The 23171-nt window shown below is 62.9% G+C and carries 24 protein-coding genes; 11 read left to right on the top strand and 13 right to left on the bottom strand.

Translation table 11 applies throughout. The features are described from left to right. Positions 1 to 8 precede the first annotated feature (8 nt). The 3 genes from VM99_02765 to VM99_02755 are packed head-to-tail and all read right to left on the bottom strand — an operon-like array spanning position 9 to position 3109. Positions 9 to 1196 carry a 2-octaprenyl-6-methoxyphenyl hydroxylase gene (locus VM99_02765; protein AKJ97017.1) on the bottom strand — a complete coding sequence of 396 codons (1188 nt, stop codon included), beginning with the start codon at positions 1194 to 1196 and terminating at the stop codon, positions 9 to 11. Continuing rightward, positions 1193 to 2527: a Xaa-Pro aminopeptidase gene (locus tag VM99_02760; GenBank protein ID AKJ97016.1), complete on the bottom strand. Its 1335-nt coding sequence runs from the start codon at positions 2525 to 2527 to the stop codon at positions 1193 to 1195. Before VM99_02760 ends, VM99_02765 begins: the two co-directional genes overlap by 4 nt. Before the next feature lie 27 nt (positions 2528 to 2554). Next, complete coding sequence (locus VM99_02755; GenBank protein ID AKJ97015.1) at positions 2555 to 3109, bottom strand: hypothetical protein; 555 nt, start codon at positions 3107 to 3109, stop codon at positions 2555 to 2557. 129 nt (positions 3110 to 3238) lie between these two features. Between VM99_02755 and VM99_02750 the strand changes: the two genes are divergently transcribed. The 4 genes from VM99_02750 (at position 3239) to VM99_02735 (ending at position 5522) form a co-directional block, all read left to right on the top strand. Further along, positions 3239 to 3448: a hypothetical protein gene (locus VM99_02750; protein ID AKJ97014.1), complete on the top strand. Its 210-nt coding sequence runs from the start codon at positions 3239 to 3241 to the stop codon at positions 3446 to 3448. Then, complete coding sequence (locus tag VM99_02745; protein AKJ97013.1) at positions 3445 to 3762, top strand: cell division protein ZapA; 318 nt, start codon at positions 3445 to 3447, stop codon at positions 3760 to 3762. Before VM99_02750 ends, VM99_02745 begins: the two co-directional genes overlap by 4 nt. 324 nt (positions 3763 to 4086) lie before the next feature. After that, positions 4087 to 4692 carry a 5-formyltetrahydrofolate cyclo-ligase gene (locus tag VM99_02740; GenBank protein AKJ97012.1) on the top strand — a complete coding sequence of 202 codons (606 nt, stop codon included), beginning with the start codon at positions 4087 to 4089 and terminating at the stop codon, positions 4690 to 4692. Between the two features lie 377 nt (positions 4693 to 5069). Continuing rightward, the gene (locus tag VM99_02735; GenBank protein AKJ97011.1) at positions 5070 to 5522 is read left to right on the top strand and encodes an EVE domain protein; all 453 of its coding nucleotides are present in this window, start codon (positions 5070 to 5072) and stop codon (positions 5520 to 5522) included. Between the two features lie 52 nt (positions 5523 to 5574). Here the strand turns inward: VM99_02735 and VM99_02730 are convergent, their stop codons facing one another. Beyond that, the gene (locus VM99_02730) at positions 5575 to 5991 is read right to left on the bottom strand and encodes a flagellar basal body protein FliL (GenBank protein AKK01681.1); all 417 of its coding nucleotides are present in this window, start codon (positions 5989 to 5991) and stop codon (positions 5575 to 5577) included. 150 nt (positions 5992 to 6141) lie between these two features. On the opposite strand from VM99_02730, the gene VM99_02725 reads away from it, so the two are divergent. Both VM99_02725 and glpT read left to right on the top strand, forming a co-directional pair. Beyond that, positions 6142 to 7119, top strand: coding sequence for an NADPH:quinone oxidoreductase (locus VM99_02725; GenBank protein ID AKJ97010.1), 978 nt, complete (start codon positions 6142 to 6144; stop codon positions 7117 to 7119). Positions 7120 to 7529: 410 nt separating this feature from the next. After that, on the top strand, positions 7530 to 8879 hold the full coding sequence (gene glpT / locus VM99_02720; protein AKJ97009.1) for a sn-glycerol-3-phosphate transporter: 1350 nt from the start codon (positions 7530 to 7532) through the stop codon (positions 8877 to 8879). On the opposite strand, the gene VM99_02715 is transcribed toward glpT, so the two are convergent. From VM99_02715 to VM99_02685, 7 genes are all read right to left on the bottom strand, one after another. Beyond that, positions 8855 to 9523 carry a calcium transporter ChaC gene (locus VM99_02715; GenBank protein AKJ97008.1) on the bottom strand — a complete coding sequence of 223 codons (669 nt, stop codon included), beginning with the start codon at positions 9521 to 9523 and terminating at the stop codon, positions 8855 to 8857. The two genes, glpT and VM99_02715, sit on opposite strands and share 25 nt — an antisense overlap. A gap of 219 nt (positions 9524 to 9742) precedes the next feature. Further along, entirely contained in the window at positions 9743 to 10711 is a 969-nt protein-coding gene (locus VM99_02710) for a CDP-6-deoxy-delta-3,4-glucoseen reductase (protein AKJ97007.1), read from the bottom strand. Further along, a complete protein-coding gene (locus VM99_02705) occupies positions 10711 to 12177 on the bottom strand; it encodes a 3-octaprenyl-4-hydroxybenzoate carboxy-lyase (protein AKK01680.1) in 1467 nt (488 codons plus the stop codon). The genes VM99_02710 and VM99_02705 overlap by 1 nt, the downstream gene beginning before the upstream one ends. A gap of 78 nt (positions 12178 to 12255) precedes the next feature. Beyond that, on the bottom strand, positions 12256 to 14211 hold the full coding sequence (locus tag VM99_02700; protein AKJ97006.1) for an acyltransferase: 1956 nt from the start codon (positions 14209 to 14211) through the stop codon (positions 12256 to 12258). Between the two features lie 152 nt (positions 14212 to 14363). Continuing rightward, positions 14364 to 15623 carry a transcription termination factor Rho gene (gene rho / locus VM99_02695; GenBank protein ID AKJ97005.1) on the bottom strand — a complete coding sequence of 420 codons (1260 nt, stop codon included), beginning with the start codon at positions 15621 to 15623 and terminating at the stop codon, positions 14364 to 14366. Positions 15624 to 15864: 241 nt separating this feature from the next. Next, a complete protein-coding gene (locus VM99_02690) occupies positions 15865 to 16194 on the bottom strand; it encodes a thioredoxin (GenBank protein ID AKK01679.1) in 330 nt (109 codons plus the stop codon). Positions 16195 to 16315: 121 nt separating this feature from the next. After that, complete coding sequence (locus VM99_02685) at positions 16316 to 17023, bottom strand: GntR family transcriptional regulator (GenBank protein ID AKJ97004.1); 708 nt, start codon at positions 17021 to 17023, stop codon at positions 16316 to 16318. Between VM99_02685 and VM99_02680 the strand changes: the two genes are divergently transcribed. The 5 genes from VM99_02680 to VM99_02660 all read left to right on the top strand — a co-directional run bounded on the left by VM99_02680 (position 17013) and on the right by VM99_02660 (position 20136). Further along, the gene (locus VM99_02680; protein ID AKJ97003.1) at positions 17013 to 17207 is read left to right on the top strand and encodes a hypothetical protein; all 195 of its coding nucleotides are present in this window, start codon (positions 17013 to 17015) and stop codon (positions 17205 to 17207) included. The two genes, VM99_02685 and VM99_02680, sit on opposite strands and share 11 nt — an antisense overlap. 70 nt (positions 17208 to 17277) lie before the next feature. After that, a complete protein-coding gene (locus tag VM99_02675) occupies positions 17278 to 18063 on the top strand; it encodes an amino acid ABC transporter substrate-binding protein (GenBank protein AKJ97002.1) in 786 nt (261 codons plus the stop codon). A 21-nt stretch (positions 18064 to 18084) separates the two neighbouring features. Beyond that, complete coding sequence (locus VM99_02670) at positions 18085 to 18765, top strand: ABC transporter permease (protein AKJ97001.1); 681 nt, start codon at positions 18085 to 18087, stop codon at positions 18763 to 18765. Continuing rightward, positions 18762 to 19412 (top strand): amino acid ABC transporter permease, encoded by a 651-nt coding sequence (locus VM99_02665; GenBank protein AKJ97000.1) that lies wholly within the window; start codon positions 18762 to 18764, stop codon positions 19410 to 19412. The genes VM99_02670 and VM99_02665 overlap by 4 nt, the downstream gene beginning before the upstream one ends. After that, positions 19399 to 20136, top strand: coding sequence for an amino acid ABC transporter ATP-binding protein (locus tag VM99_02660; protein ID AKJ96999.1), 738 nt, complete (start codon positions 19399 to 19401; stop codon positions 20134 to 20136). The genes VM99_02665 and VM99_02660 overlap by 14 nt, the downstream gene beginning before the upstream one ends. Before the next feature lie 3 nt (positions 20137 to 20139). On the opposite strand, the gene VM99_02655 is transcribed toward VM99_02660, so the two are convergent. Beyond that, a complete protein-coding gene (locus tag VM99_02655) occupies positions 20140 to 20643 on the bottom strand; it encodes a hypothetical protein (protein ID AKK01678.1) in 504 nt (167 codons plus the stop codon). After that, complete coding sequence (locus VM99_02650) at positions 20615 to 23080, bottom strand: outer membrane usher protein (protein AKK01677.1); 2466 nt, start codon at positions 23078 to 23080, stop codon at positions 20615 to 20617. The genes VM99_02655 and VM99_02650 overlap by 29 nt, the downstream gene beginning before the upstream one ends. Positions 23081 to 23171 lie beyond the last annotated feature (91 nt).

Genomic DNA, 23171 nt, shown 5'->3' with positions numbered 1-23171 from the left:
TCGCCGGCCTACACATCGGGCCGCGTCCCGATCCCCATGGCCTGCCGGGCGAACCAACGCTTGGCCGGCGGCAGCAGGTCGAGGCCGAGCAAACCGAGGTTACGTCCCACGGACACCAGCGGCAGGCTGCTGCCGAACAGGCGCGTGACCTGATCGGAGAAACCCACGGTCAGGGCCTGGTCCATGCGCTGGCGCTCGCGATAGGCCTGCAATACGGCAAAGTCGCCGGGCTCGCGGTCGCTGTCGAGCAAGGCTTCGGCCAGGGCCTGGGCATCGCGCAGGGACAGGTTGAAGCCCTGCCCGGCGATCGGGTGCAGGCTGTGGGCGGCATTGCCAAGGATCGCCAGGTGCGGGCGGACCTGCTCCTCGGCCTCCACCAGCGCCAACGGGTACAGGTGGCGCGCGCCCACCTGCTTGAGCGTGCCCAGGCGATAGCCGAACACGCCCTGCAATTCGCTGAGGAAGCTGCGCTCGTCAAGGGCTGCCAGCCGTTGCGCGTCCATCCCCTGGCGGGTCCAGACCAGCGCGCAGCGGTTCTCCGGCAGCGGCAGCAACGCCATCGGCCCGTCATCGGTGAAGCGCTCGAAAGCCATGCCGTTGTGGGCTTCGCTGGGGGTGATGTTGGCGATCAGCGCGCTCTGGTCATAAGGTCGATGCCGCACGCCGACGCCCAGTTGCTCTCGCAGCCCCGAACGGCCACCGTCGGCCAGCACGGCGAGATCGCATTCCAGGGTGGTTTCGTCGTCGAGGGTCAGGCGGTAGCCGCCGACCAGCGGCTCCATTCGCGTCACCTGGGCCGGACAGCGCCAACTGACCACGTCCTTGTCGAGGCCTTGCCACAGGCATTGGCCCAGCCAGGCGTTTTCCACCACGTAGCCCAACGCCGGCACGCCCTCTTCCATCGCCGACAGGCGCGCCGTGGAAAACCGCCCGCGATCGGACACGTGGATCTGCTTGATCGGCTCGGCGCGTCGGGAAATCTGCTGCCAGACACCCAGGCGCTGATAAATCTGTCGGGCGCCGTAGGACAAGGCCGAGGATCGGGCATCGTAGCTCGGCTGCCAGGCATCGCCTGGGGCGAAGGGCTCGATCAGCAGGATCTTCCAGCCCCGGGCCTTGGCGCCGGCTTGCAAGGCCAGCGCCAGGCTCGCCCCCACCAGGCCGCCACCGACGATCGCCAGGTTGACCCGGCTCATGCCGCTTGCGCCCGGGCCGCAGCCATCAGGGCCTCGATCTCGGCGACCGTCTTGGGCACGCCTCGGGTCAGGATTTCACAACCGGTTTTGGTCACTACCACGTCATCCTCGATGCGCACGCCAATGCCGCGCCATTTTTTCGCTACGCTACGGTCGGTCGGGCTGATGTAGATGCCGGGTTCCACCGTCAGTGTCATGCCCACTTCCAGTACCCGCCATTCGCCGCCGACCCGGTATTCGCCCACGTCATGTACATCCATGCCCAGCCAGTGGCCGGCACGGTGCATATAGAAGGCCCGGTAGGCTTCACTGGCGATCAGTTCGTCCACCTCGCCCTCCAGCAACCCCAGGCGCACCAACCCTTCGGTGATGACCCGGACCGTCGCTTCGTGGGCCTGGTTCCAATGCTTGTCCGGCGCGATCTCGGCAAACGCCGCTTCCTGGGCCGCCAGCACCACTTCATAGATCGCTTTCTGTTCGGGCGAAAACTTGCCGCTGACCGGCCAGGTCCGGGTGATATCACTGGCGTAGCAGTCGATTTCACAGCCGGCGTCGATCAGCACCAGGTCGCCCTCCTTGAGCAACGCGTCATTCTGCTGGTAGTGCAGGATGCAGCTGTTGCGCCCCGCCGCGACGATCGAGCCATAGGCCGGCATCTTCGCCCCGCCCTTGCGGAACTCGTAGTCCAGTTCGGCCTCGAGGCTGTATTCGTAAAGCCCCGGGCGCGCCGCCTGCATCGCCCGGATATGGGCCTGGGCGGAAATCCGCGCCGCCTCGCGCATCACCTTCACTTCCGCCGCCGATTTATACAGGCGCATGTCGTGCAGCAGGTGATCCAGGGCAACGAATTCGTTCGGCGGCTGGGCGCCGAGGTTGGCCTTGGAGCGAATCACGTTGATCCACTCCATCAGGTGCCGGTCGAATTCCGGGTGGCTGCCCATGGCCGAATACACCCGGTCGCGCCCTTCGATCAGGCCCGGCAGGATGTCGTCGATGTCGGTGATGGGGAAGGCGTCGTCGGCGCCATAGTCGCGGATCGCGCCTTCCTGGCCGGCTCGCAAGCCATCCCACAGCTCGCGCTCGGCGTTGCGCTCGCGGCAAAACAGGATGTACTCGCCATGGGCGCGACCGGGCATCAGCACGATCACGGCCTGCGGTTCGGGGAAGCCGCTGAGGTATTGGAAGTCGCTGTCCTGGCGGTAGACGTGCTCGACGTCGCGGTTGCGGATCGCCACGGCGGCAGCAGGCAGGATCGCGATGCTGTTGGGCTCCATCTGCGCCATCAGCGCCTTGCGGCGACGGCCGTATTCCGCTTTCGGGATATGAATCATGGGCAGGCGGCGTTCCCTTTCAGGCGATCAGTGCAAGGACGGCTTGGCGGCCGGTTCCGAGGTTTTCCGGGTCTCGGTGAACAGCAGCAAGGGCGCGACCCGCAGGTATTCCATCACTTCCATGTAGTCGCTTTCGCCGTCGTCGGACTCTTCCAGGGCATCCTGGACCTGGGAGATCGCGGCCAAATCCTGCAACACTTCTTTTGCTTCTTCGCTCAGCGCGTATTCGCGGCGAGTCAGGCCGAAGCCGGCGAGGAAACCCTGGCACCACTGGCCCAATGCAGCAGCACGTTCAGCCAGGGGGGTGTCGTCGGTGGGCAGCAGCAGGACGACGGTCATGTCGTCGCTGGTCAATTCGCCCTTGACCATTTCCTGCAGGCCAACAAGTGCATTGCGGACATTGTCCGCCGGCTCGCCTTCGAGCAGTTCGGCGGCATCGGCCAACCAGCCCTCGACATCGAAACCGGCGCCGGCGCAACTGCGCCCGAGCAGCAGGCCGTGCAGTTCGGCAGGCGAGACAGGATGACCGCTGGAACTCAGCAGGGTGGCGAACGCTTGATACGGGGAATTCTGAATGGGCATGGGCAGCTAGGCGCCAGACGGCGCTATGTCTAGAATGGAGGCCTTGTATCCTACATCGACAGACTCGCCAAGACTATCAGAGGCTGTGCGACCTGCATTCCCCATCAGACACTCTCTTCAGTGGACACAATGGAAGACAACGACCTGCAAGCGCTGATGGCCAGACTCGAATTGCTAATTGAGCGGGTCGAGCAACTAAAGAGCCAAAACGGACTCCTATTAGCTCAGGAAAAAACCTGGCGCGAGGAACGCGCTCACCTCATTGAAAAAAACGAAATCGCCCGGCGTAAGGTCGAATCGATGATTTCGCGCCTCAAGGCCCTGGAGCAAGACTCATGAGTTCAAGCAATAGCGTTACCGTGCAGATCCTCGATAAAGAGTATTCGATCATCTGTCCCCAGGAAGAGCGCAGCAACCTGGTGAGCGCCGCCCGGTACCTGGACGGCAAGATGCGCGAGATCCGCAGCAGCGGCAAGGTCATCGGCGCCGACCGCATTGCCGTGATGGCCGCCTTGAACATCACCCACGACCTGCTGCATCGCCAGGATACGCCTGACGTGCAGGTCAGTGGCTCGACCCGCGAACAGGTCCGCGACCTGCTCGAACGGGTGGATCTGGTGCTGGCGACCGATCCAGACGTCAGCAAGGGCTGATTCGCGAGGCAGCCTGGGGTATACTCGCCTCACTCCCTGGGGTGCTTGCCAGTTGGTGATGTCCCTGAGCCGATACGCACAACCACGGGGGTTGCACGTTGGGGCCGGTGTGCATGTCCGCTTGACGGAAAGCCTTAACGCCTCCTGCAACTTCCACCTTGAACTTTCGGGTTCAAGGGCTAAGCCGACAGCGGTTCATCCGGGGAGCCTGATTCCAGACGATGCCAGTCCATGCGACTGGCATCGTCGTTTCCGGCCCGGGCATTTATGAGTGTCCTGTTTTGCGGTTACGCTGTGCCATCGCCGACACCGTGAACTTTCGACATGACCGAACCCGCGCTGCTGCCCCGCCCGCAACTTCGCCGCCTGCTGCGCCAGGCCCGCCGAGCCCTGACGCCTGTCCAGCAACGGCAAGCGGCCCTGGGGCTGTACCGGCAACTGGCCCAGCATCCACTGTTCCGCCGCGCCAGGCACATTGCCCTGTACCTGCCCAACGATGGCGAGATCGACCCGCGCCTGCTGCTGCGTGCCGCCCAGCGCCGGGGCAAGGCCACGTACTTGCCAGTGCTCAGCCCGTGGCCGCGGACCAAAATGGTTTTCCAACGCATCCGCCCCGGCGAGCAACTGCATCCCAATCGTTTCCGTATCCTCGAACCCCGGATCGACATTGCCCGGCAACGCAAGGTCTGGGCGCTGGACCTGGTGTTATTGCCGTTGGTGGGGTTTGACGATGCCGGAGGTCGGCTGGGCATGGGCGGCGGCTTCTATGACCGCAGCCTGGCGTACCTGGCGCGGCGCCGGCAGTGGCGCAAACCGACATTGCTGGGGCTGGCCCATGAATGCCAGAAGGTCGACCGGTTGGCACAGGCAAGCTGGGACGTACCGCTACAGGGCACGGTCAGCGACAGGCATTGGTATAGTGCGCGATAGGCGCCGCGGCAATCAGCGGCGCCAGGAAGACGGGTTCAGCGTTTGAACGTGGGCGCGGGCTGGGTAATGTCCATCGGCGCCTCGACCTTGTTGGTCCACAGGCTTTGTGCGTAACCCGTGGTCACGACACCCAGACCGAACAGAATGACCAGAATCCACAACAAATCCGGTTTGCGTTTCATCGATTGCCCCCCTCAAGGCATATCACACACGATGACAGCAGCGGTTTTCTTATTGGCCGTGCAGCAGCGTCAAGCTTGGAAGGCCGGCATTTTGCGGCAACCTGCGGCGACACGCAAACTCTGGCGTCAACCGACTGTCGGTTTGTCATAAAATCGCTGAACTATTTTCAAGCACACCGCCCAGGAGTAGAAATCATGGCCTATTGGCTGATGAAGTCCGAGCCCGACGAGCTCTCCATCCAAGGCCTGGAAAAGCTCAGCCAGGCGCGCTGGGACGGGGTTCGCAACTATCAGGCGCGCAATTTCCTGCGAGCCATGGCCGTCGGCGATGCGTTTTTCTTCTACCACTCCAGTTGCCCCGAGCCGGGCATCGCCGGGATCGGCCGGATCGTCCGCGCAGCCTACCCCGACCCGACCGCACTGGACCCCGACAGCCATTACCACGACCCCAAGGCCAGCCCGGACAAGAACCCCTGGACGGCCATCGACGTGGCTCACGTCGAGACATTTGCCCGGGTGCTGAAGCTCGACTACCTCAAGCAGCAGAGCGCATTGGCCGAGATGCCACTGGTGCAGAAAGGCTCGCGACTGTCGGTGATGCCCGTGACAGCCGAACAATGGGCGGCGGTCATCGGGTTGAAACCCTAGACGACCGTCTTCGCGAGCAGGCTCACGAAAGCCCCGCCCTGGCCCTCAAGCCTTACTGAATGATCAGGTTGTTGAACAACAGATCTTCCACCGTCGGCTTGCCAGTCTCGTCGCTCATCACTTGCTGGGTCTGCTTCAACGCCTCCTGGCGCAGCTTTTCCTTGGCCTCGACGTTGTTCATCGTCTCGACGGTCTGCTGGGCAAACAATGCTACCAACTGGTTGCGAATCAGCGGTTCATTCGCCTTCACCGCCGCGGCAGCCGCATCGCCGGTCACCCGCAGCGCCACGTCAGCCTTGTAGACCTTCAGCTTCGCCGTACCGTCCAGGCCATAGTTGCCCACGAAGGGCGGGCTGAGGGTGATGTAGCTGACCTTCGGCGCCTCGCCTTCCTTCGCTTCCTTGGCCTCTTCGGCCATCACTGCCGCAGGCAGCGCCAGGGCCAGCATCAACACAATCCACGCTTTCACATTCGACTCCTCATCCGGTTTGCGGCCCAGCATACCGACCCGCCGTTCAAGCACAAGCTTATGGCCGGCTATCAGGGCGGGGCATGCTCGTTGACCCGTTGACTCTCACACCTACACTTATCGGCCATCACTCCCAAAGGAATAGCCCTGATGAAAGCCGTGCTGTGCAAAGAATTCGGCCCTGCCGAATCGCTGGTGCTGGAAGACGTCGCCAGCCCCATTGCGAAGAAGAATGAGATCCTGCTGGACGTGCACGCCGCCGGGGTGAATTTCCCTGACACGCTGATCATCGAGGGCAAATACCAATTCAAGCCACCCTTCCCGTTTTCCCCTGGCGGCGAAGCGGCGGGCGTCGTCAGTGCCGTGGGCGAAAAGGTCAGCCATCTGAAGGTCGGCGACCGGGTAATGGCACTGACCGGTTGGGGCAGCTTTGCCGAACAGGTCGCGGTCCCTGGCTACAACGTGTTGCCTATTCCAGCAGCCATGGACTTCAACACCGCTGCCGCCTTCAGCATGACCTACGGCACCTCGATGCACGCCCTCAAGCAACGGGCCCACCTGCAACCCGGCGAAACCTTGCTGGTGCTCGGTGCCTCCGGGGGTGTCGGCCTGGCGGCAGTGGAGATCGGCAAGGCCATGGGCGCACGGGTGATCGCCGCCGCCAGCAGCGCCGAGAAGCTCGCCGTGGCGAAGGCGGCCGGTGCCGACGAACTGATCAACTACAGCGAAGCCAGCCTAAAGGATGAGATCAAGCGCCTCACCGACGGCCAGGGCGCCGACGTGATCTACGACCCGGTGGGTGGCGACCTGTTCGACCAGGCCATTCGCGCCATCGCCTGGAATGGCCGGCTGCTGGTGGTGGGCTTTGCCAGCGGACGCATCCCCGAACTGCCGGTCAACCTGGCCCTGCTCAAGGGCGCCGCCGTCATGGGCGTGTTCTGGGGCTCTTTCGCCCAACGCCAGCCCCAGGACAATGCCGCCAACTTCCAGCAACTGTTTGGCTGGTTCACCGAAGGCAAGCTCAAGCCTCTGGTCTCGCAGGTGTACCCACTGGACAACGCCGCCCAGGCCATCAATGACCTGGCGCAGCGCAAGGCCGTGGGCAAAGTCGTCGTGCAGGTGCGCTGAAGCGCTACTGGCTCACGGCGTTTCGGGCGGCATCGGCGAAGTCGGGATGATCGCTGTGCAGCATCGCGCCCGACTCGACCCGGCCGTCGGCGTGCGCCGTAAAGCCGACCCGGACCGTGCCCGCCACCCCGGCCCTCATCAGCAGCATGGCCCAAAGGCTGAATGGCGAGACGTCCCCTATCAATGAAGGACGTTTCCCATTGCCTTGTCGCGCAGGCTGCGATTCGGGGTGTGAAAACGCCACTGACGAAGCTTCCTACAGCGCCCTTCGACTACGTCTGAGCGACATGTTCATTTAAGAACATTCGATCAGGAAAATTTCCGCTTTTTAAGTGATGAGAAGCAATGCTATTTTCGGTAACGAAACTGTAACATTCACATCCGCATAACAAGAATCCTGGAGCCCTTGAATGTTTGCTTTCTTTCGTCCTGCCGCACACCAGGCGCCCTTGCCTGAAGAAAAGATAGACAGTACCTACCGACGCCTACGCTGGCAGATCTTCGCCGGGATCTTCATCGGCTACGCCGGTTACTACCTGCTGCGCAAGAACTTCTCCCTGGCCATGCCCTACCTGATCGACGAGGGCTACAGCCGAGGCCAACTGGGCCTGGCCATGTCGGCCATCGCCATTGCCTACGGCCTGTCCAAGTTCCTGATGGGCCTGGTGTCCGACCGCTCCAACCCACGCTATTTCCTGCCATTCGGCCTGCTGGTATCGGCGGGGGTGATGTTCATCTTCGGGTTCGCGCCTTGGGCCACGTCCAGCGTGACCATGATGTTCATCCTGCTGTTCATCAACGGCTGGGCCCAGGGCATGGGTTGGCCGCCCAGCGGGCGGACCATGGTGCACTGGTGGTCGCAGAAAGAGCGCGGCGGCGTGGTGTCGGTGTGGAACGTGGCGCACAACGTCGGCGGCGGCCTGATCGGCCCGCTGTTCCTGCTGGGCATGGGCTGGTTCAATGACTGGCACGCCGCGTTCTACGTGCCTGCTGCCGTGGCCCTGGCGGTTGCTGTATTTGCCTTCGTGACCATGCGCGACACCCCGCAATCGGTGGGCCTGCCGCCGATCGAAAAGTACAAGAACGACTACCCGGAAGGCTACGACGCCAGCCACGAGAACGAATTCAGCGCCAAGGAAATCTTCGTCAAGTACGTGCTGCGCAACAAAATGCTCTGGTACATCGCCATGGCCAACGTGTTCGTCTACCTGCTGCGCTATGGCGTGCTGGACTGGGCACCGACGTACCTGAAGGAAGCCAAGGGCTTCACCGTGGATAAAAGCTCCTGGGCCTACTTCTTCTACGAGTGGGCGGGTATTCCCGGCACGCTGCTGTGTGGCTGGATGTCGGACAAGATCTTCCGCGGCAACCGTGGCCTGACAGGCATGGTGTTCATGGCCCTGGTGACCGTGGCCACGCTGGTGTACTGGCTGAACCCGGCCGGCAACCCGACCGTCGACATGATCGCCCTGGTCTCCATCGGCTTCCTGATCTACGGCCCGGTCATGCTGATCGGCTTGCAGGCACTGGAGCTGGCCCCGAAGAAAGCCGCCGGCACCGCCGCAGGCTTTACCGGCCTGTTTGGCTACCTGGGCGGCTCGGTCGCGGCAAGCGCTGCCATGGGCTACACCGTGGACCATTTTGGCTGGAACGGCGGCTTCGTGCTGTTGATCGGTGCCTGCCTGCTGGCCATGGCCTTCCTTGCGCCAACCCTGTGGCACAAGCAAGTCGCCAGTCAGAGTCGCGAAGCGGTCGTCTGATCCTGGGCTGACCTGCAACGCTTGAGCCGCGCCTCCAGATTCCGATCTGGCATGGCGTGGCTGCGCAGGGCGTGGACGGTCTGCTCGACGTAGTCGCGAGTGGTGCCGTAACGACCGCTGGCGCTTTCGAACACCTGGCTCAGCACATGGTCCGGCAAGTTGCCGGCGTAGCTGGGCAGGTGCCGCTCCAGCACGAAGCCCAGGGCCTGCACGCGGCTGCCATCCTCCAGGCGGCAACTGAGCCAGTGAGGCCGATAGGACGGCACCGGCATCTCGCGCTGCCACAGGGCAAACAGCGAATCCTCGAGGTTCTCCTGTGGCAAGCGATACGCGAAGCCGCTGCACGAACCACCGCGATCCAACCCGAACACCAACCCTGGCAACTCCGGGGTGCCGCGATGTTCGTGGGACCACAAGTACAAGCCGCGATGATAACCATGGACCCGGCCACGGACCCGCTCCACCGCCGTGCATTCGGGCCGCCAGATCAAGGAGCCGTAGGCAAACAGCCAGACCGGGCCGCCGCGATGGCGACTCATGGTCGACTGCATCGAGGCGAGCAATTGTTCATGGGTCAGTTGTGCCCCCAGGTCGAGCCGTGGTGGGTACAGAGCGCAGGTTATGGCGGATTCGATAGCGGTCATGGCCGGTAGCGTCTTTCAATAATGGGGCTGGCGCGCGTCAGGGGGATGACGTTTATCCGGAACAAGGCAAGTTGGATGCCATCCAGCGCTATATACGTTATCGGTATCCAGGCGCAAAGGCTAAATACCGAAACGAAATATAGGGGGTCATAAAGCTGTCACGAGGGGGTGGGATGGAGGGCTGCCAGGCAGCCCGGCCGGAGCAGGCGCCCCGCGCTATCAAGCCCGCGGGGCGTAGGCGAACACGTCGGCGCGCATTTGGTGCGCGTCCATCCCGGCTTCCACCAGGGCGTCCAGCGTGGCGTAGATCATCGCCGGCGAGCCACTGGCGTACACGTGCACGCCAGAGAGGTCGCGGATGTCCTCGCAGACGGCTTCGTGAAGCATCCCGCAGCGCCCTTCCCAACCGCACAAGTCGCTGACGACTTTGTGCAGGAACAGATTCGGCAGTTGCTTCCACTCGTCCCAATGCTCAATTTCATAAAAATCGTCCGGTCGGCGCACGCCCCAGTACAGGTGCACCGGATGCTTGAACCCCGTCGCGCGGCAATGCTCGATCAGGCTGTGCATCTGCGCCATGCCGGTTCCAGCGGCGATCAGCACCAATGGGCCGTCCGGCAGCTCGGACAAGTGCGTGTCGCCAAACGGCATTTCCACCGCCACGCTGGGGTTGCGTTGCAATTGTGCAAGCAGCGCCCGCGCACTGCTTTCGCGCACCAGGACATGCAGTTGCAGGTCACGCCCGCCGTGCGGTGCCGAAGCCAGGGAGAACGCCGACTTCTCGCCGTTTTCCCGTTCGAGCATCAAGTACTGCCCGGCGTGGTAGCGCGGCGGCTTGCCTGCCGGTGCACGCAGGCGTACCCGCCAGACATCGCCGCCCACATCGGCGCATTCGCTCACCTGGCACACCAGCTTGCGTACCGGCAGCTCACCCGGCGACAACACGCCATCCCACAGCACCACGCAGTCCTCCAGCGGTTCGGCGATGCAGGTGAAGATCTCACCGTGATCGCGCACCTCGCCCGCTTGCTTCACGCGACCCTCCACCAGCAACGCACCACACACGTGACAGTTGCCGTTGCGGCAGCTTTGCGGACATTCATAGCCCAGGCGCCGCGCGCCATCGAGGATCCGCTCGGCGGGCTGTATGTCCAGGACCGCCCCGGAAGGCTGCAAGGTTACACGCATCAATCTATTCCTAACTGATTCCAGAGGGCATCGATCCGCTGGGTCACGGCTTCATCCTTGACGATCACCCGGCCCCATTCACGAGTGGTTTCACCGGGCCATTTGTGCGTGGCATCGAGCCCCATCTTCGAACCCAGGCCGGACACCGGGGAGGCGAAGTCGAGATAGTCGATCGGCGTGTTCTCGATCATTACCGTGTCGCGCTTGGGGTCCATGCGCGTGGTGATGGCCCAGATCACATCGTTCCAATCCCGCGCATTGATATCGTCGTCGGTGACGATAACGAACTTGGTGTACATGAACTGTCGCAAAAACGACCAGACCCCCAGCATCACGCGCTTGGCGTGCCCCGGATACGACTTCTTCATCGTCACCACGGCCATCCGGTACGAACAGCCTTCCGGCGGCAGGTAGAAGTCGGTGATTTCCGGAAACTGTTTCTGCAGGATCGGCACGAACACTTCATTGAGCGCCACGCCGAGGATCGCCGGCTCATCGGGCGGGCGGCCAGTGTAGGTGCTGTGGTAGATCGGCTTGAGCCGATGGGTGATGCGCTCGACCGTGAAGACCGGGAAGCTGTCCACTTCGTTGTAGTAACCGGTATGGTCGCCGTACGGCCCCTCATCGGCCATCTCGCCGGGGTGGATCACGCCTTCGAGGATGATCTCGGCGGTGGCCGGCACTTGCAGGTCGTTGCCACGGCACTTCACCAGCTCCGTACGGTTGCCGCGCAACAGGCCGGCGAACGCATATTCGGACAGGCTGTCCGGCACCGGCGTGACGGCGCCGAGGATGGTCGCCGGGTCCGCGCCCAGGGCCACTGACACCGGGAAGGGCTGGCCAGGATGCTTATCGCACCACTCACGGTAATCCAGCGCACCGCCGCGGTGGCTCAGCCAGCGCATGATGACCTTGTTGCGACCAATCACCTGCTGGCGATAGATGCCCAGGTTCTGGCGGTCCTTGTTCGGGCCCTTGGTGACGGTCAGGCCCCAGGTGATCAGCGGCCCCACGTCGCCTGGCCAGCAGGTTTGCACCGGGAGCATGGCCAGGTCGACATCGTCGCCCTCGATTACCACTTCCTGGCAGATCGCGTCCTTGACGACCTTGGGCGCCATGGCAATGATCTTGCGGAAGATCGGCAGCTTGGACCAGGCATCCTTCAGGCCCTTGGGCGGCTCGGGTTCCTTGAGAAACGCCAGCAGCTTGCCGATCTCGCGCAACTCGTCGACCGATTCGGCGCCCATGCCCATGGCCACGCGTTCCGGCGTGCCGAACAGGTTGCCCAGCACCGGGATGTCATAGCCCGTTGGGTTCTCGAACAATAACGCCGGGCCCTTGGCCCGCAGCGTGCGGTCGCAGACTTCCGTCATCTCCAGCACCGGAGAGATGGGAACCTGGATGCGTTTCAACTCGCCGCGCTGCTCAAGCTGCTGCACGAAATCCCGAAGATCCTTGAATTTCATTGAGATGCCACCCCGAAAATAGGCGTACATCCTACCTGCTCCAGCGCTCAAACAGCAGCCCGCGCATGCGCGGAGCGCTCAATAATCGGTCGTACCCAGCAGCAAGGGGGCGAACAGCGGGCTCAGGCGGGTACTGCCGATGTCAGACAAATGATCTTCATCCTTGTACTGGGTATGGCCGTTGACCTCAATGCGACACACCTCGCCCGGACACATCATCGGCGCCGGGTCGATGACATGCACACCGGCGTCGGCGGCGCTCATCGACGCGAACAAGGCACTCAAGGCCTGCTGACGCGCCAGGTGCTCCTGAAGCGGACGGCCCAGGCCCTCGGCCGAGCGGCCTGTCCGTGCCAGGCTGGTCAAGCGGCTGATCGTGCCGAGGCGCTGCAGGGGCACTTCCTTGAACAACCAGACTTGCGCCCCCGTGGCCCTGATCGTCGCCACACGGGCCTTGATTGCCGCCGCCATGCGCGCTTCGGCCGTGGCGCGGTCATCCAGGCGGTTGAGCATGTGCTTCTTGTCCCCATCCTCGCGCCCGTAGACGTACAGGCTCCAGTTGGCCGCCAGCACCACATCCCTGATGTGCAGGCGACGCACCTGCTCCATGGTCCGCTCATTGAAATCCCGACAGCGCGGCGAGACGTCAGCGCTCTGCACCGGCGGGCAGCCGCCCATGGCGTAGAGCCACACGGGGCGCCCATCGCGGGTCCCGCAGGCTTGCACCGCTGGCAGCAGCGCCGCCGCATGACTGTCGCCCCAGAATAATTGCGTGGCCGGCAGGTCTTTGTTTGCGCCCAGCAGGCAGGCCTTGTCCGGCTGCGTATCCGAGAAACCGAGCATGCATTCCATCTGTCCGGCCCGCCAATCCCGCGCTTGCGCATATTCCAGCGCCTTGCCCGTGATGCGCTGGGGAAAGCCATCCGCCGATCGCACCACCACACCCGTCACGGCCAGGACGGCCATGGCCACTCCCGCCCCGATCAACACCGACTTGCGCCCGGCCAGCCAACGCTTCTCACGGAACGCAAGCTCGACGAAGCGCCAGCTCAGCCAGGCCAGGCCCAGCGCCAGCAGGATCCAGCCCAATGCCTCCCAAGACTGGATCCCGTCCACGGAAATGGCATTGGCATAGACGTAGACCGGCCAATGCCACAGGTAGAAGGAATAAGACAGCAAGCCCACCCAGACCAGCACTCGTGCGCTCAGCAGGCGCGCGGTCCAGCTCGGCCCCTGGGCACCGGACCAGATCAGTGCGGTGGCGCCGAGTACTGGCAGCAGAGCGGCCCAGCCAGGGAACACCGTGGTCTTGTCGAACGTGAAGATCGCCGCCAGCACGGCGATCAACCCTGCCAGGCCGACCAGTTGATAAACCCATGGGCGCACAGCGTGCCGGGGCGCCGGCCAGACAGCGAGCATCGCCCCACACAGCAGCTCCCAGGCTCGCGTGGGCAGCGAGAAAAAGGCCAGGTCAGGCTTGCGCTCGACATAGCCGATGTTCAGCGCGAAGGACCCCAGCAACACCGCAAACAACACCCAGCGCCAGTGACGCACATGGCGCATCAACAACACCATCAGCAGCGGGAAGAAAATGTAGTACTGCTCTTCGACCGCCAGGGACCAGGTGTGGAGCAACGGCTTGAGGTCCGAGGCTGGCTCGAAATAACCGTCCTCGCGCATGAACAGGATGTTCGACATGAACATCGCCTGATAGCGCACCGCCCTGCCCAACTGCGAGAAGTCCTTGGCCGCCAGCAACAACCAGCCCAGGACCAGGGTTACGAGCATGACCACGCTCAAGGCCGGAAGGATGCGCCGGGCACGCCTTGCCCAGAAGTCGACGAAACTGAAGCGCTGCGAGCTGATCTCGCGGAACAGGATGCCGGTGATCAGGAAGCCGGAAATGACGAAGAAGACATCGACGCCGACGAAACCGCCGCTGAAGGCGCCGAAGCCAAAGTGGAACAGCACGACCGGAATGACGGCCAGCGCCCGCAGGCCGTCGATATCACGGCGGTTGCCAAATACATGCATAACGATCCTTGTCGAGGTGGATACACAGGCGATGATGGGAAAAGAACCTGCAACCGGCAAAAGTTATCCGGTTCGATAAACGCGGTCCAGGCCGCGTGTCGCAAAAAAAAGGCGCCCTGTCCGGGGCGCCTTTTTGGCCGATGCCGTGCTTGTTACTTGCGCTTCATCGACAGGAAGAACTCATCGTTGGTCTTGGTCGTCTTCAGCTTGTCGACCAGGAACTCGATGGCAGCGACTTCATCCATCGGATGCAGCAGCTTGCGCAGGATCCACATGCGTTGCAGCTCGTCGTCGGCGGTCAGCAACTCTTCGCGGCGGGTGCCGGAGCGGTTGATGTTGATGGCCGGGAAGACCCGCTTCTCGGCGATGCGACGATCCAGAGGCAGTTCCATGTTGCCGGTGCCCTTGAACTCCTCGTAGATCACTTCGTCCATCTTCGAACCGGTTTCAACCAGTGCGGTGGCGATGATGGTCAGCGAGCCACCCTCTTCGATGTTGCGCGCGGCACCGAAGAAACGCTTTGGTTTTTCCAGGGCGTGGGCATCGACACCACCGGTCAGCACCTTGCCGGAGCTCGGGATCACGGTGTTGTAGGCACGGGCCAGACGGGTGATGGAGTCCAGCAGGATCACCACGTCCTTCTTGTGTTCGACCAGGCGCTTGGCCTTCTCGATCACCATTTCGGCCACTTGCACGTGACGGGTCGGCGGCTCGTCGAACGTCGAGGCAACCACTTCGCCGCGCACGGTGCGCTGCATCTCGGTCACTTCTTCCGGACGCTCGTCGATCAACAGCACGATCAGGTGAACTTCAGGGTTGTTGCGGGCGATGTTCGCCGCGATGTTCTGCAGCATGATCGTCTTGCCCGCTTTCGGCGGAGCCACGATCAGGCCGCGCTGGCCCTTGCCGATCGGTGCGCACAGGTCGATGACACGACCGGTGAGGTCTTCGGTGGAGCCGTTGCCGGCTTCCATCTTCATGCGCACGGTCGGGAACAGTGGGGTCAGGTTCTCGAACAGAATCTTGTTCTTTGCGTTTTCCGGACGGTCGAAGTTGATGGTGTCGACCTTGAGCAGCGCGAAATAACGCTCGCCTTCCTTCGGAGGGCGGATCTTGCCAACGATGGTGTCACCGGTGCGCAGGTTGAAGCGACGGATCTGGCTCGGCGAGACGTAGATATCGTCTGGGCCGGCGAGATAGGAAGCATCTGCGGAGCGGAGGAAGCCGAAGCCGTCCTGGAGAATCTCCAGCACGCCATCACCGGAGATTTCCTCGCCGCTTTTAGCGTGCTTCTTGAGCAGGGAGAAAATCACGTCCTGCTTGCGCGAACGGGCCATATTTTCTATGCCCATCTGTTCGGCCAATTCGAGCAGTTCGGTAATCGGCTTTTGCTTGAGTTCAGTCAGATTCATATAGGAATGACGTAATCATTTATGGAGGGGGGAAATTAAGCTTTTGGCTTAATGAGGCCGCGCCGCAGAGAAGGCGACAGGATCGCGTACTTAATCGAAAGGAGAGCGTCGGCGACGGCTTGCAGGGGGCACAGGAGAAACCAGTGCGGGGCCGAATGTAACACCTGGGTTTGCGAGCGTCTAGGCCCGAATAACGAAAAAGCCCCGCGATTTGCGGGGCTTTTTCAATGGCATTCGACGCTTAGATGTTGGCGTCGAGGAAAGCCGCCAGTTGCGATTTCGACAGCGCACCTACCTTGGTCGCCTCGACGTTGCCGTTCTTGAACAGCATCAGGGTCGGGATACCACGCACGCCGTGCTTGGCCGGAGTCTCCTGGTTTTCGTCGATGTTCAGCTTGGCAACGGTCAGCTTGCCTTTATACGTCTCGGCAATTTCGTCCAGGACCGGGGCGATCATTTTGCACGGACCGCACCACTCAGCCCAATAGTCGACCAGTACGAAGCCTTCGGCCTTGAGTACGTCAGCCTCGAAGCTAGCGTCGCTAACGTGTTTGATCAGATCGCTGCTCATGGAAATCTCCGGGGTTGTCAGCAAAAAAACGTGGCCCATCATAGCGGCCCTTCCCGGGTTCAGGAAGCCGCAGTTGATTGAGTCTCGCTATGGCGGTCGATGGCTTTGGGTATGGTCGAGGTCATGAAGCCGCGGGGGCGACGAAGGAAATCCCGGTACGCAGTGCGGCGTTACGTACATGTTCCTGCATGGCTTTTTGCGCAGCGCCTGAAGCCCGACGAGCCAGGGCGCGAAGGATCTTGCGATGCTCCTGCCAGGTTTCCATCGCCCGCTCGGCCCTGATGAACGGTAGTTTCTGGCTTTCCAGGAAGATGTCGGCGCTAGCGGTGAGAATGCTCAGCATCGCCTGGTTGCCGCTGGCCAACAGGATTCGTCGATGAAATTCGAAATCCAGCCGCGCGGCGGCGTCGAAATCGCCAATCTTCAATTCCCGTCGCATGGCTTCGACATTGTCTTGCAGCATGTCCAGCTCATTGGCGCTGAGCGTCACCGCCGCCAACCCCGCCGCGAAACCCTCCAGAGCGTAGCGCAACTGGAAGATATCCACCGGCGTGGCCTGGGCCGCGAACGGCCAGCCCGGCGCCGATTCGCTGCGTGAAGCCTCTAGCGGTGCCTGCACGAAGACCCCTTTGCCCGGCTGCACGCTGATCATGCCCAGGGCACTGAGGGATGACAGCGCTTCGCGCAGCGACGCCCGACTCACCCCCAATTGCAGCGCCAGCTCCCGTTGCGACGGCAACGCATCGCCCGGCCCGAAGCCTTCATCGACGATCAGTTTGCGGATGGCTTGCAGGGCCACTTCAGGAACGGCGCGAGCGATGGAATTCATGATTTTTAAGACGAACCGGGCCAGTGAGCGGCTAGTTGTAAAGCTATTCGCCGCGCCCGGCAAGTCGTGCCCCAGCAGGGTTCGGCGACAAATACCGACGCCCGATAACGGTGCGAAAAACACCGCGACTGTTCAGACCAGTAAGACCGCTTCCCACCAGCAAAACCGCGGCCTGGGCGGCTGAAAAGTCGCCTTGGCATGGCCTGTGCTCTGTCCGAACGCAGAAATCACATCACCGATTGCGGAGATTCGCCATGATTCAGCGTTGCAGCGCCCTGCTCACAGCTCTGTTTGCCAGCCTGATGCTCTGCCAGCTACCCGCCCACGCCGACGGCCTGGAAGACGTGGTCAAGCGGGGCACCCTCAAGGTCGCCGTGCCGCAGGACTTCCCGCCGTTCGGTTCGGTGGGCCCGGACATGAAGCCCCGTGGCCTGGACATCGACACCGCCAAGCTGCTGGCCGACCAGCTCAAGGTCAAGCTGGAACTGACCCCGGTCAACAGCACCAACCGTATTCCGTTCCTGACCACCGGCAAGGTCGACCTGGTGATTTCCAGCCTCGGCAAGAACCCTGAACGCGAGAAGGTCATCGATTTCTCCAGCGCCTATGCGCCGTTCTACCTGGCGGTGTTCGGCCCACCCGATGCGCCGATCAATGGCCTGGATGACCTCAAGGGCAAGACCATCAGCGTCACCCGTGGCGCCATCGAAGACATCGAGCTCACCAAGGTCGCGCCCGAAGGCACCACCATCAAGCGCTTCGAAGACAACAACTCGACCATCGCCGCCTACCTGGCCGGCCAGGTGGACCTGATCGCCAGCGGCAACGTGGTGATGGTCGCCATCAGCGAACGCAACCCCAAGCGGGTCCCGGCCTTGAAAGTCAAACTCAAGGACTCCCCGGTGTACGTGGGCGTGAACAAGAACGAGCCGGCGTTGCTGGACAAGGTCAACCAGATCCTCGCCACCGCCAAGACCGATGGCAGCCTGGAGAAAAACGCCCAGACCTGGCTCAAGCAGCCGCTGCCGGCCGATCTCTGATCGTCGCCTGAGAGACTGAGCATGGCTTATCAGTTCGATTTTCTGCCAGTGGTGCAAAACACTGAGTTGCTGGTGCGCGGCGCCCTGTTCACCCTGGAACTGACGGCCATCGGTGCCTTGCTCGGGGTCGGCCTGGGCATCGTCGGGGCCGTGGTGCGGGCGTGGAACATTCGCCCGTTCGCGACGATCTTCGGCGTATACGTGGAGTTGATCCGCAACACGCCGTTCCTGGTGCAGCTGTTTTTTATCTTCTTCGGTTTGCCGTCCCTGGGCCTGCAGATTTCCGAATGGCAGGCGGCGGTGCTGGCGATGGTGATCAACCTCGGCGCCTATTCCACCGAGATCATCCGCGCCGGCATCCAGGCGATCCCGAAGGGGCAACTGGAAGCGGCCGCGGCCCTGGCCATGAGCCGCTTCGAAGCGTTCCGGCACGTGGTGTTGCTGCCGGCGCTGGGCAAGGTCTGGCCAGCCCTGAGCAGCCAGATCATCATCGTGATGCTCGGCTCGGCGGTGTGTTCGCAGATCGCCACCGAAGAGCTGAGCTTTGCTGCCAACTTCATTCAGTCGCGCAACTTTCGCGCCTTCGAAACCTACGCCCTGACGACCCTGGTGTACCTGTGCATGGCGCTGTTGATCCGCCAGTTCCTGAACTGGGTCGGCCGCCAGTGCCTGTACCGGAACAGCGCGGGGGGCCGGCCATGAGTGACTTCACGTTCTGGGACGTGGTGCGCAACCTGCTCACCGGCCTGCAATGGACCCTGGCGCTGTCGCTGGTGGCGTTCATCGGGGGCGGCGTGATCGGCTTGCTGGTCATGGTGCTGCGCATTTCCGGAAACGCGCTGCCGCGCAACATCGCCCGTACCTACATCGAACTCTTCCAAGGCACACCGCTGTTGATGCAGCTGTTCCTGGTGTTCTTCGGCGTGGCCCTGGCCGGGGTGGAGATTTCGCCGTGGATGGCGGCGGCGATCGCCTTGACACTGTTCACCAGCGCCTACCTGGCGGAGATCTGGCGCGGCTGCGTCGAGGCAATCCCCAATGGCCAGTGGGAAGCATCTTCGAGCCTGGCCCTCAACCGCCTGGAGCAGTTGCGCTACGTGATCCTGCCACAGGCCCTGCGCATTGCCGTGGCGCCGACCGTGGGCTTTTCGGTGCAGGTGGTCAAGGGCACCGCCGTCACCTCGATCATCGGCTTCACCGAACTGACCAAGACCGGTGGGATGCTCGCCAACGCCACGTTCGAGCCGTTCATGGTGTATGGCCTGGTGGCCCTCGGTTATTTCCTGCTCTGCTACCCCTTGTCCATCAGTGCGCGCTACCTGGAAAGGAGACTGCATGCCTCTGCTTAGAATATCCGCCCTGCATAAGTACTACGGCGATCACCATGTGCTCAAAGGCATCGACCTCAACGTCGAGGAAGGCCAGGTGGTGGCGATCATCGGTCGCAGCGGCTCGGGCAAATCCACCTTGCTGCGCACGCTCAACGGCCTGGAGTCGATCAACGATGGCGTGATCGAAGTGGACGGCGAATACCTCGATGCGGCCCGCGCCGATCTGCGCAGCCTGCGGCAGAAAGTCGGCATGGTGTTCCAGCAATTCAACCTGTTCCCGCACCTGACGGTCGGCGAGAACGTGATGCTCGCGCCCCAGGTCGTCCAGAAAGTGCCCAAGGCCAAGGCGGCCGAGCTGGCGCGCCAGATGCTCGAACGGGTAGGCCTCGGCGAAAAATTCGATGCGTTCCCGGAACGCTTGTCCGGCGGCCAGCAGCAACGGGTCGCGATCGCCCGTGCCCTGGCGATGTCGCCGAAAGTGCTGCTGTGCGATGAGATCACCTCGGCCCTGGACCCGGAGCTGGTCAACGAAGTGCTCAGCGTGGTGCGGCAACTGGCCCAGGAGGGCATGACGCTGATCATGGTCACCCACGAGATGCGTTTTGCCCGGGAGGTCGGCGACAAACTGGTGTTCATGCACCAGGGCAAGGTGCATGAGGTGGGCGATCCCAAGGTGTTGTTCGCCGCTCCGCAGACGGCGGAGCTGGCGAATTTCATCGGCACCGTGGAACCGGCCGCCTGACGTTCAAGGCTGCGGCACGAGCTCGAAGCGCCCGCGGCCATCGATCGACGTCTCATCACGGACCCGGGCCGCACTGGCGGGCAAGTAGGTCTCGATCTCGACCTGCGCGGAAAACATCCGCCCCCGGACAGGCCCTCCGCCCTGCCGGGCAACCAGTGTCTGTCCGGGCAATAGACGGCTGCCCTGCTCCAGGGTGCGGGCACGCCCCTGGAACAGCTCGACAGCCTGCCCGTCCAGCCGGGGCCGCGTGAGGCTGATCGTGAAATGACCGTGGAGCCCCAGGCTGAAGGCCTCGGGCCCGGCCCCAGGGCTGTCGAAACGTAAGGCCATCGTGGTGGGCTCGGCACAGACCACATTCAGGTTCAAGGTTCGCTTGCCCAGCGCCAGCTCTGCCTGGCCCGGCTGCTCGACCAGCAGTTGGCCTTGGTGCAGGCGGCCATAATCGAGCCGGTCCTGGCTCAGCGACACGCTGCATTGCTCAGCCTTCGCTGGGTTCGCCAACAGCAGACCCAGGCAACACAGGCTCCTCGCTAGAAGCCATTGCCTCGGATGCCGAAAAGTCGCGACAGACCGCCGAAGCGGTCTCATAAGGGAGGTCTTCATCATTGTTTTCCATGAATTCGAATTGAAGCTGGCACGTCCTGGAGCCGGACAACGCAACTTTCAGGGCCTGCTGCTCATTGATATCGCTGAGGAAAATCAGGCCTTCGCCGGCCACGCTGGTCAGGAAGTCGTCATTGGTCGTCAGCACCGAGACGCCCTGTGGAAGTGCCGCGCCGCTTTCGTCACGGGCCTGGACCAGCAGCCGGCGCACGTTGAGCACGGAGAAATCGACGGCATTGAACGAGCCACGCCCGGCGCTCAGCACCTTGGTGCCATTCTGGATGTCCACGCGCCTGGGCAGTGACCGGGTGTCCACCTCGACACGACTGTTGTTGTAGGCAGGCAAGCTGGCAATCACCGCCCGGCCCTGCGAGTCGGTCCATACCGGGCCTTGCGGCGTGTTGATCCGGGCTCCGGGAACGCCTTCCACAGATACGACGCCGAACGTTTCCTGGATTCGGTAAGGAGAAAAGGTCACCCCTTGCCCATGGGCGACGACGCCCCCCCTGAGATAACCGTTGTAATGCGTGCTGAAACGGTCCTGGCTGGCGCCGAGCCCGACCTGGGTGTAGCGCGGCAAGGCGTTGAGACTGCCGCGTGTCTGGGAGTTCGGATGGTTCAGCCCTTGCTCGTGCCCCACTTCATAGTTGAGAGAGTCGCTTATGCGCTCACTGTAGGCAGCTCCCAGGGTGGAACGGCTGCCCTGATGGGTCAGAGACGAACGAGCGCGTCGGTCCCTGCCCAGCGGCACGCTGACCTGCAGGCGGACCGACACGCCATCGTCGTAGGCGCTTGACGTGCCCATTGCTGAGTCAACGTAGGCACTCACATTCGCGTGCTTGAACGATTTGTTCCACGAGCCGTACAAGCGTGCATACGTCTGGTTATCGAACTGCGATGACTGCGTGTAACCCAGCGAGAAACCACCCAGCGCCGGATCGAACCAGTTGAGCCCGGGCGTGTACTGGTCCTTGAAACGCGACGCGTAGAAGTCCTGCCGATCATCCTCCTTGCCAACGGAGTGGAGCTGCGAGACCTCGCGATACCCTAGCGTCTGCCGGGTCACGCTGAGTGACAGGTCAAGGCTGTCAGCCAATGAGGTGCCCAGCGAAAGACTGCTACGCGCGCCCGACCTGCCGCTGGCCTTGTCATGGGAGACGTTGCCCCGCGCGCCGAGCGCGAGATTGTCCATGGGGCGCGTGTCGAGCCCGAGGCCCACCGCCTGATAATTCTGCGCCCCCACCAAACCGCTGCTCAACGCCGCGCCGCGCCCGATGCCCCAGGTTGCGCTGCCCATCGCCAGCAACGGCTGCTCACCTTCCCCCTTCCCCGCCCCACGCGCCTGGCCCAGGGAGAGGTAATAGCCCGACTGAGCGGGCGTCATGCCGCGAAAAGACGCCGCCGGCACGACAAAACGCTGCTCTGCGCCGTTTTCTTCGATCACGCTCACGTCAAGATCACTGGTGCCGTTGAGCAGCGGCAAGTGGCTGAGGGTGAAGGGGCCTTCCGGAACCAGTGTCGTATAAATCAACGCACCGGACTGGCGGACTTCCACACGGGACTGGCTCAGGGCCAACCCTTCCACCACGGCCCCGCCAGAACCCTCGCCGCGCTTGACGCCGTCGGGGAAAAACTGGAAACCGGAAAACTGCACCCCTCCGAACACCGGGCTGTTGCTGGAAAGCTGCCCGGCCTGGAAGGTGGATTGCAACGCCAGGACGTCGCGCTGGGCATAGGCGTACAGGTGCTCGCTGCGTTGCACCCCGTTGATCGAGGTGTAGAGCTGGCGACTGCGCACGATCCAGTCCCCCAGGTTGACGCCAGCCTCCGTGGCCGCGGACAGATAGCGGTTGCCACCGCCCGAGCTGGATTGGCTATCCAGGCCCAACACATCGTAATTGAGCAGGCCGGCCAGGCCGCCCTGGGAAAAGGCGCCTTCGGCGAATCCCGGTTCTCGCAATGCCTCGCTCGGCACCACCAACGCAACCTCTTCGCGACCGGGAAGCAGGCTGACGACCGTGTTGGGGAACCGCGCCAAGAAATCATGGCAGGCCTGGTCGCCCACCCCTGCCCCGTCAATGATCGCGGCAGGCACTTGCACGCCGGCCTTTTCAAGCAGGCTGCGGGTGAAGCACAACGCGCCTTCGCGATCGAACCGCGCCTCGGTCAAGCCCAGCGGATTGCCATTGACCCGCAGGCTGACCACCTGTGCCCCCTCATGGAAACGTGGCGTGGCCCGCAAGTAATCCGAAACGCGAGGATCGATCCCTCGGGACGAGAGAATCGAGGTATCGAACTGGGCAAATGAGCGGTCGGTGGAACCTTGATCCTGCGCGTGCACCTGGCTACTGGCGCTCCAGCAGATCACTGCGGACAAGGCCAGGCCATGCGACCAGCGGGCGCTGCCCGTTCCCGCGACACCCCATTGACCA

The organism is Pseudomonas chlororaphis, assembly GCA_001023535.1.
GTDB lineage: Bacteria > Pseudomonadota > Gammaproteobacteria > Pseudomonadales > Pseudomonadaceae > Aquipseudomonas > Aquipseudomonas chlororaphis_E.
This window is presented reverse-complemented; position numbering and strand designations above follow the sequence as displayed.